Origin of the sequence: uncultured Schumannella sp., assembly GCF_905479755.1 — a bacterium.
Classification (GTDB): Bacteria; Actinomycetota; Actinomycetes; order Actinomycetales; family Microbacteriaceae; genus DCRR01.
The window spans coordinates 1-8,086 of record NZ_CAJQNT010000054.1 but is presented as its reverse complement, the minus strand read 5'-3'; the positions used below and the strand labels follow the sequence as shown (position 1 = coordinate 8,086).

Sequence of the window (8,086 nt, the reverse complement as noted above, 5' to 3'; positions counted from 1 at the left end):
AGCGTGGCCCCAACTATTTCGTCGGCCGGGATGAGCGCATCGCGGCCTTCGTCGCCCTCGACCTGCTCGACCTCGCCTACGACCGCGGTGTGACGCTCGAGTGAGCCGCCGGTAGGCTCGACCCTCGTGGCTCTCACTATCGGCATCGTCGGACTCCCCAACGTCGGCAAGTCAACGCTCTTCAACGCGCTGACCAAGAACTCCGTGCTCGCGGCGAACTACCCGTTCGCCACGATCGAGCCGAACGTCGGGGTCGTCAACCTGCCCGACCCGCGGCTCGCGAAGCTCGCCGAGATCTTCGGCAGCGAACGCATCCTGCCCGCCGCGGTCTCGTTCGTCGACATCGCGGGCATCGTGAAGGGTGCGAGCGAGGGCGAGGGCCTCGGCAATCAGTTCCTCGCCAACATCCGTGAGGCCGACGCGATCGCCCAGGTGGTGCGCGGATTCGCGGACGACGACGTCGTGCATGTCGCAGGAAAGGTCGACCCCGCATCCGACCTCGAGGTGATCACCACCGAGCTCGCGCTCGCCGACCTGCAGACCCTGGAGAAGGCGATCGCGCGTCTCGAGAAGGAGGTCAAGGGCAAGAAGGCCGACCCGGCGGTGCTGGAGGCGGCGCTCGCCGCCCAGAAGGCGCTCGACGCGGGTACCCCGCTGTCGCGCGCGACCGGTGTCGACCTCGCGCTGATCAAAGAGTTGGGCCTGATGACGGCCAAGCCGATCATCTACGTCTTCAACGTCGACGAGGCCGTGCTCACCGATGACGCCAAGAAGGCGGAGCTCGCGGCGGTCGTCGCGCCCGCGCAGGCCGTCTTCCTCGACGCGAAGATCGAGTCCGAACTCATCGGCCTCGACCCGGAGGACGCGGCCGAGCTGCTCGCCTCCACCGGGCAGGAGGAGTCGGGTCTCGACCAGCTCGCCCGGATCGGATTCGACACGCTGGGCCTGCAGACCTACCTCACGGCCGGTCCGAAGGAGGCTCGCGCCTGGACCATCGGCAAGGGCTGGAAGGCACCGCAGGCCGCGGGCGTCATTCACACCGACTTCGAGAAGGGCTTCATCAAGGCCGAGATCGTCTCGTTCGAGGATCTGGTCGCGACCGGCTCGATCGCCGAGGCGCGCGCCAAGGGCAAGGCCCGCATCGAGGGCAAGGACTACGTCATGCAGGACGGCGACGTGGTCGAGTTCCGCTTCAACGTCTAGCGACATCCCGCGGCGAAGCAAACTGCCCCAACCTTCAGTTGGCGGTGCCAGGATGGAGCCATGATGGATTTTGACGACCTGAGTCTGGGCACCCCCGCGCGCCGCGCCCTCGCCGAGGCGGGGGTCACCAGCTTCGAGGAGGCCGCCGCGCGCACGCGCGCCGAGATCGCCGCGCTCAAGGGCATCGGCCCGCGAGCGCTCTCCGAGTTGGAGGGCGCCCTCGAGGCCCACGGACTCGGATTCGCGGGGGAGGTCGTCGAGCCCACGGATCCGGTGACGCCCGAGCCGGTCGCGACGCCCGAGCCGGCGGCGGTTCCCGCGGTTCCGACTCCCGCCGTGGCGGCCCCGGTCGCAGCGCCCTCGGCCTCTGCGGCGCCGGTCGCGCTGCCGGCCTACAACGTGTTCGCGATCGTCGCGCTCGTGTCCGCGTTCGTGATTCCGATCCTCGGCATCGTGTTCGGCCACCTGGCGCTGCGCGAGCTGAAGACCAGCGGCCAGCAGGGCCGCGAGATGGCGATCGCCGGTCTCGTCATCGGCTATGCGCTCAGCGCGGTGTACCTGCTGACGATCTTCGCGACGATCGCGTTCAGCTTCATGATGATGCTCGTGCCGTTCGCGCTCATTCCGATCTCGATGATGGGCTAGGAGGCCCCGACTTCGCCGTCGAGCGAGGTCGACCTTGCTAGGCTGAGCGCACAATCGAAGATCGGGCCGCACGCGATGCGGGAGAGCTTCCTCCGGGAAGCACCGAAGGAGCAAGCCTCCCCGCCAATCTCTCAGGTACGAGTACCGCATCGACAGGCCGCTCTGGAAAGAGGCCCTGAACGCGAGGGTCCGCCCACGGTGAAAGCGCCGCCCCTGGCCGGGCGGGGTGAAACTCTCAGGCACCGGTACAGAGGGGGAGTTCCACCCGCAGCCCGCCGTGCTCAGGAGAACTCCGTGACCGATCGACTCTCGCCCCTCGATGCAACGCATCGCGCTCTCGGCGCGAGCTTCACCGACTTCGCCGGCTGGCAGATGCCCGTGCGCTACAGCTCGGACCTCGCCGAACACCACGCCGTGCGCACCGCCGCCGGCATCTTCGACATCTCGCACATGGCCGAGTTCATGGTCGCCGGCCCGCAGGCCGCCGCGTTCCTCGACGCGGCGCTGTGCGTGGATGCGAGCGCGATTCCACTCTCGCGCGCCAAGTACACGATGATCCTCGCCGCCGACGGCGGGATCCTGGATGACCTGATCGTCTACCAGAACGCCCCCGGCGAGTACCTGGTGGTCGCGAACGCGGGAAACCACGACGTCGTGGCGGCGGCGCTCGCCGAGCGCATCCAGGGCTTCGAGGCGGTGGTGACCGACCTGACCGAGGCGCTCGCATTGATCGCCGTGCAGGGCCCGAACGCGCGCGCGATTCTGGAGGCCACCGCCGGGCTCGAGCAGCGCGAGGAGTGGGCGATGGGGCACACCCTCGACGAGCTGCCCTACTACGCCTGCATGGGCATGTCGTACGAGGGGGCTGCGCTGCTGGTCGCCCGCACCGGCTACACCGGGGAAGACGGCTTCGAGCTGTACGTCGAGGCGGCGCGTGCGGCGCAACTGTGGGATGCGCTGACCACCGCCGGCGCCGAGCACGGCCTCGTGCCGTGCGGCCTGGCCGCGCGTGACACGCTGCGCCTGGAGGCGGGCATGCCGCTCTACGGGCACGAGCTCGGCACCCAAATCCGGCCCGCGCAGGCGGGGCTTGCCCGGGTGGGGCTCCCGACGACCAAGACGGCCGATTTCGTCGGCCGCACCGCGCTCGAGGCGGGTGCCCCGGGCGATGCCCGGGTTCTCGTCGGTCTCGCCGCCGAGGGCAAGCGCGCCGCCCGCGCGGGCTATGCCGTGTTGCGCGGCGACGACCCGGTCGGTGAGGTGACGAGCGGGGCCCTGTCGCCGACGCTCGGGCATCCGATCGCGATGGCCTTCGTCGACCCCGCGTCCTCGGCGGTCGGCACCGAACTCGAACTCGACGTCCGCGGCAGCCGCATCCCTGCGTCCGTCGTCGCCTTGCCCTTCTACCGGAGAGAGTCCCGATCATGAGCGAACTGAAGTACACCGCCGAGCACGAGTGGGTCGCGGTTGACGGCGACGTCGCGACCGTCGGCATCACCGCCTACGCCGCCGACAAGCTCGGTGACGTCGTCTACGTCGACCTGCCGTCGGCGGGCGCGAGCGTCGCGGCGGGCAAGGTGGTCGGCGAGATCGAGTCGACCAAGTCGGTCGGCGAGCTCTTCGCCCCGGTCGACGGCGAGGTCGTGGAGTCGAACCAGGCCGTCGTCGACGACCCCTCGCTCGTCAACGCCGACGCGTTCGCCGCGTGGCTCATTAAGGTGCGCTTCACCGCGCTCCCGACGCTGCTGAGCGCGGACGAGTACGCCGCCCTCACGAACGAATAGGACACCATGCGGGAGCTTTTCGCCGATCGCCACATCGGCACCGATTCGGCCGCCCAGAAGTCGATGCTCGACGCGGTCGGCTTCGCCTCCGTCGACGCGCTGATGGATGCGGCGGTGCCCTCCGCGATCCGCGTCGCCGAGCATGGTCCCGGCTCGGGCGATGTTCGCGCGAGCTCCCTGCCTCCCGCCGCAACCGAGCGCGAGGCGCTCGCCGAGCTGCGGGCGCTCGCCCGCCGCAACCGGGTGCGCCGCTCGATGATCGGGCTCGGCTATGTCGACACGATCACGCCCGCGGTGATCCAACGCAATGTGCTCGAAAACCCCAGCTGGTACACCGCCTACACGCCGTATCAGCCCGAGATCTCGCAGGGGCGCCTGGAGGCGCTCATCAACTTCCAGACGATGGTCGCCGACCTGACGGGTCTCGCCACCGCGAACGCGTCGATGCTCGACGAGGCGACCGCGGTCGTCGAGGGCATGCTGCTGGCGCGCCGCGCCTCCGGCTCCGGCTCGAATGTCTTCGTCGTCGATGCGGATGCGCTGCCGCAGACGAAGGCGCTGCTGGCGCACCGCGCCGAGGCCCTCGGCATCGAGCTCGTCACCCTCGACCTGAGCCGGTCGAGTAGCCCGCAGGGCGTATCGAGACCAGCCCCCGTCGCCCTCCCCGACTGCTTCGGCGTCTTCGTGCAATACCCCGGCGCCTCCGGCCTGCTCTGGGATCCGACCGAGGTCGCCGCCCAGGCCCACGAGCGCGGCGCCCTGGTCGTCGCCGCCACTGACCTGCTCGCCCTCACCCTGGTGACCGCCCCGGGCGAGTTCGGCGCCGACGTCGCGGTCGGCTCCAGCCAGCGTTTCGGCGTTCCGATGGGCTTCGGCGGACCGCACGCCGGTTTCATGGCCGTGCGCGCAGGGCTGGAGCGTCAGCTCCCCGGCCGCCTCGTCGGCGTTTCGCTGGACGCCGCCGGCTACCCCGCCTACCGCCTCTCGCTGCAGACCCGCGAGCAGCACATCCGCCGTGAGAAGGCGACCTCGAACATCTGCACCGCCCAGGTGCTACTTGCCGTGATGGCCTCGATGTACGCCGTGTACCACGGTCCGACCGGCCTCAAGCGGATCGCGCACGAGACGAGCCGCCAGGCGAACCTGCTCGCCGAGGCGCTGCTCGCCGGCGGCGCGGAACTGGTGCACGACTCCTTCTTCGACACGGTGCGCGTGCGCGTTCCTGGCCGCGCCGCCGAGGTGGTGGCCGCCGCCGCCGAACGCGACGTGCTGCTCTGGCAGGTCGACGCCGACACCGTGCACGTCACCTGCGACGAGACGACGACCACCGAGGATCTGGATGCGGTGCTCGCCGCGTTCTTCGGTGCCGACGCCCCGGCGGTGAGCTTCAAGCCCGTGCACCGCAGCATCGGGCCGGAGCTGCACCGCGCCTCCGAGTACCTGACGCATCCGGTCTTCCACACGCATCATTCGGAGACGGGCATGATGCGCTACCTGAAGTACCTGGCCGATAAGGACTACGCACTCGATCGCGGCATGATCCCGCTGGGCTCGTGCACGATGAAGCTCAACGCCGCCACCGAGATGGCGGCGGTCACCTGGCCCGAGTTCGCGGGCCTGCATCCCTTCGCTCCCGAATCCGATGTCGGCGGGTACCTCGACCTGATCGAGCAGCTGCAGACCTGGCTCGCCGAGGTCACCGGCTACGACGCGATCTCGCTGCAGCCGAACGCCGGCTCGCAGGGCGAGCTGGCCGGTCTGCTCGCGATCCGCGGCTTTCACCGCTCGCGCGGCGAGGCGGAGCGCACGGTGTGTCTCATCCCGTCGAGCGCGCACGGCACGAACGCCGCCAGCGCGGTGCTCGCCGGCATGCGGGTGGTGGTGGTCGCGTGCGATGCTCTCGGCAACGTCGACCTCGACGACCTGCGCGCCAAGGTCACCGAGCACGCGAACGACCTGGCGGCACTCATGATCACCTACCCCTCGACTCACGGCGTCTACGAGCACGACATCCGCGAGATCACCTCGGCGGTGCACGCGGCAGGCGGCCAGGTCTACATCGACGGTGCCAACCTGAATGCGCTGCTCGGCTACGCGCGCTTCGGTGACCTGGGCGGCGACGTCAGCCACCTCAACCTGCACAAGACCTTCTGCATCCCGCACGGCGGGGGCGGCCCGGGGGTGGGGCCGGTGGCGGCGAAGGCGCACCTGGCGGCGTTCTTGCCGGGGCATCCGCTGCAGCAGCGCGACGTCGTCGCGGGGCGCGACGGTGCGGCGATGCCGGAGCACGCGAACATCGTGAGCGCGGCACCGTACGGCAGCCCGAGCATTCTGCCGATCTCGTGGGCGTATGTGCGCATGATGGGCGCCGACGGGTTGCAGCGCGCGACGGGCGCCGCGGTGCTGGCCGCCAACTATGTGGCGGCACGGCTGCGCGAGCACTTCCCGGTGCTCTACGCGGGCGAGCACGGCCTGGTCGCGCACGAGTGCATCCTCGACCTGCGCCCGCTGCGTGACGCCACCGGCGTCACCGTCGATGATGTCGCCAAGCGCCTGATCGACTACGGCTTCCACGCGCCGACGATGTCGTTCCCGGTGGCGGGCACCCTTATGGTGGAGCCGACCGAGAGCGAAGATCTTGCCGAGCTCGACCGCTTCGTCGACGCGATGATCCAGATCAAGGCGGAGGCGGATGCGGTGGCGGCAGGCACCTGGCCGCGCGACGACAACCCCTTGGTGCGCGCGCCGCACACCGCCCACGCGGTGATCGCGGGGGAGTGGGAGCGCCCGTACTCGCGCGAGCAGGCGGTGTACCCGGTGCCCGGTCTCGAGCACCGCAAGTACTGGCCGCCGGTCCGGCGCATCGATCAGGCCTACGGCGACCGCAATCTGGTGTGCGCCTGCCCGCCGGTGGAGGCGTTCGCCTAGCGCCGTCGCGGCCGGATCAGCCGGGCAGGCCGAAGAGCTCGGGGAACGCGGTGGCGACCCAGGGGTAGCCGACGAAGATGGCGGCGTCGAGCAACAGGTGCGCGACGATGAACGGCACGACGCGGCGCGTGCGCGAATAGATCCAGCCGAACAGGATGCCCATGGCCACGTTGCCGACAAAGGCGCCGATGCCCTGATAGAGGTGATAGCTGCCGCGCAAGACGGCGGCGCTGACGATGATCGTCCACCGTCGCCAGGCGAGATCGCCGAGCCTGGCGAACAGATAGCCGAGCACGATCACCTCTTCCTGCAACGCGGCACGCAGCGCCGACAGCAGCAGGACCGGGATCGTCCACCAGTAGGCGTTCAGCCCGCTCGGGTCGACCGCGACGCTCAGGCCGAGCGCACGGCCGGCGAGGTAGACGGCGATGCCGGGGATCCCGATCCCGAGGGCGAGCGCGGCGCCCCACAGCAGGTCGCGCCCGGGGCGCGTGCCGTCGATCCCGAGCCGCGAGAGGTGGGGCCGGCGCGAGCTCCAGAGCAGGAAGCCGACGAGCACGACCGGGACGAGGGCGAAGCCGATCGACAACAACTGGTAGATGAGGTCGAAGATCTCGCGCGTGCTGCGCGAGGGGTTGAGCGTCGCGGTCTGCTCGGCGAGGGGCACCTCGAGGGTGAGGCGGTTGAGGATGGCGACGACCGAGTAGACCGCCGACTGCCCGAGCGAGAGCCCGAGCACGATCGCGATCTCCCAGCGGATGCGCGCGCGGCCGGGGTCGCGAAGGCTCAGCTCGCGGTCGGCCGGTTCACTCACGCGGCATCGCGCAGGCCGGGGTGCCGCCGGGGAGGCGATGGCGGAACCGGGCGACGAAGTCGTAGCCGGCCGCGGCGAGCCACGACCACGGCGGGGTCGCGATGAGCCAGCCGAGGAGTCGGAGGCCGAAGCGGGGCTGGCTGCGCAGCAGCGCGGAGAACGCGAGGTGACCGCCGAACTGCCGGCGCGGGGTGATGTACCAGGCGTACCGTGCGACGTCCTCCGTGCTGAGGGCATAGGCAGACAGATCGGTCCACTGGGAGGGCTGCGCCTCCGGGAAGGCAGGCAACCAGGCGCGGAGACGCGCGACCCAGGTTGTGCAGAACGCACAATCGCCGTCGAAGATCAGGAGGTCGCGACTCGCTGTTGGGGGCGCTGTGCTCTCGCTCATTGGGTCAATGTTAGGCGCGCTCGAGGGGGATTTCCCGGCGTCCTCACTGGTGAGGAGCAACAAAAGTGCGCGTCGCGAGAAAACCGTGCACATATCCGCACACAACGCAAAGATTCTTCGTTTCCGTTTCCGCGGTGTAACGATTCCTCTGAAAGATTTTGCGTCGCCCGATTCCCCTCCTAGTGTCGGGTGTTATCTGGGCGCGACGCGGGGGTCTCCCTTGCGTCACGCCGTCACATTGCCAGGAGGACATGCATGAATATTCGTAAGACAGCCGCCGTTGGCGCTGTCGTTGCGGCGGGTGCGCTCGTATTGAGCGGC

At 69.8% G+C, this 8,086-nt stretch carries 7 protein-coding genes and 2 riboswitches; of the genes, 5 read left to right on the top strand and 2 right to left on the bottom strand.

All coding sequences use genetic code 11. The annotated features are described in order from the left end of the window. Positions 1-126 precede the first annotated feature (126 nt). From ychF to gcvP, 5 genes are all read left to right on the top strand, one after another. Positions 127-1,203, top strand: a complete 1,077-nt coding sequence (gene ychF / locus QZ258_RS12370; protein WP_294181998.1) for a redox-regulated ATPase YchF — start codon at positions 127-129, stop codon at positions 1,201-1,203. 60 nt (positions 1,204-1,263) lie between these two features. Beyond that, positions 1,264-1,848 (top strand): DUF4190 domain-containing protein, encoded by a 585-nt coding sequence (locus QZ258_RS12365; RefSeq protein WP_294181996.1) that lies wholly within the window; start codon positions 1,264-1,266, stop codon positions 1,846-1,848. 68 nt (positions 1,849-1,916) lie between these two features. Continuing rightward, positions 1,917-2,005, top strand: a riboswitch (glycine riboswitch). Then, positions 2,006-2,106, top strand: a riboswitch (glycine riboswitch). A 36-nt stretch (positions 2,107-2,142) separates the two neighbouring features. Beyond that, on the top strand, positions 2,143-3,276 hold the full coding sequence (gene gcvT, locus QZ258_RS12360) for a glycine cleavage system aminomethyltransferase GcvT (protein ID WP_294181994.1): 1,134 nt from the start codon (positions 2,143-2,145) through the stop codon (positions 3,274-3,276). After that, positions 3,273-3,632 carry a glycine cleavage system protein GcvH gene (gene gcvH / locus QZ258_RS12355; protein ID WP_294181992.1) on the top strand — a complete coding sequence of 120 codons (360 nt, stop codon included), beginning with the start codon at positions 3,273-3,275 and terminating at the stop codon, positions 3,630-3,632. The genes gcvT and gcvH overlap by 4 nt, the downstream gene beginning before the upstream one ends. A 6-nt stretch (positions 3,633-3,638) precedes the next feature. Beyond that, complete coding sequence (gene gcvP, locus QZ258_RS12350; protein ID WP_294181991.1) at positions 3,639-6,560, top strand: aminomethyl-transferring glycine dehydrogenase; 2,922 nt, start codon at positions 3,639-3,641, stop codon at positions 6,558-6,560. A 16-nt stretch (positions 6,561-6,576) separates the two neighbouring features. Here gcvP and QZ258_RS12345 read toward each other — a convergent pair whose 3' ends face one another. Together QZ258_RS12345 and QZ258_RS12340 are read right to left on the bottom strand one after the other, a co-directional pair. Beyond that, on the bottom strand, positions 6,577-7,374 hold the full coding sequence (locus QZ258_RS12345; protein ID WP_294181989.1) for a CPBP family intramembrane glutamic endopeptidase: 798 nt from the start codon (positions 7,372-7,374) through the stop codon (positions 6,577-6,579). Next, on the bottom strand, positions 7,367-7,765 hold the full coding sequence (locus QZ258_RS12340; protein ID WP_294181987.1) for a thiol-disulfide oxidoreductase DCC family protein: 399 nt from the start codon (positions 7,763-7,765) through the stop codon (positions 7,367-7,369). The genes QZ258_RS12345 and QZ258_RS12340 overlap by 8 nt, the downstream gene beginning before the upstream one ends. Positions 7,766-8,086: the final 321 nt, after the last annotated feature.

Bases quoted from the DNA above. Each gene is read 5' to 3' on its own strand.
- QZ258_RS12365 (WP_294181996.1), top strand. From the start codon at position 1,264: ATGATGGATTTTGACGACCTGAGTCTGGGCACCCCCGCGCGCCGCGCC.
- gcvH (WP_294181992.1), top strand. From the start codon at position 3,273: ATGAGCGAACTGAAGTACACCGCCGAGCACGAGTGGGTCGCGGTTGAC.
- gcvP (WP_294181991.1), top strand. From the start codon at position 3,639: ATGCGGGAGCTTTTCGCCGATCGCCACATCGGCACCGATTCGGCCGCC.
- QZ258_RS12340 (WP_294181987.1), bottom strand. From the start codon at position 7,765: ATGAGCGAGAGCACAGCGCCCCCAACAGCGAGTCGCGACCTCCTGATC.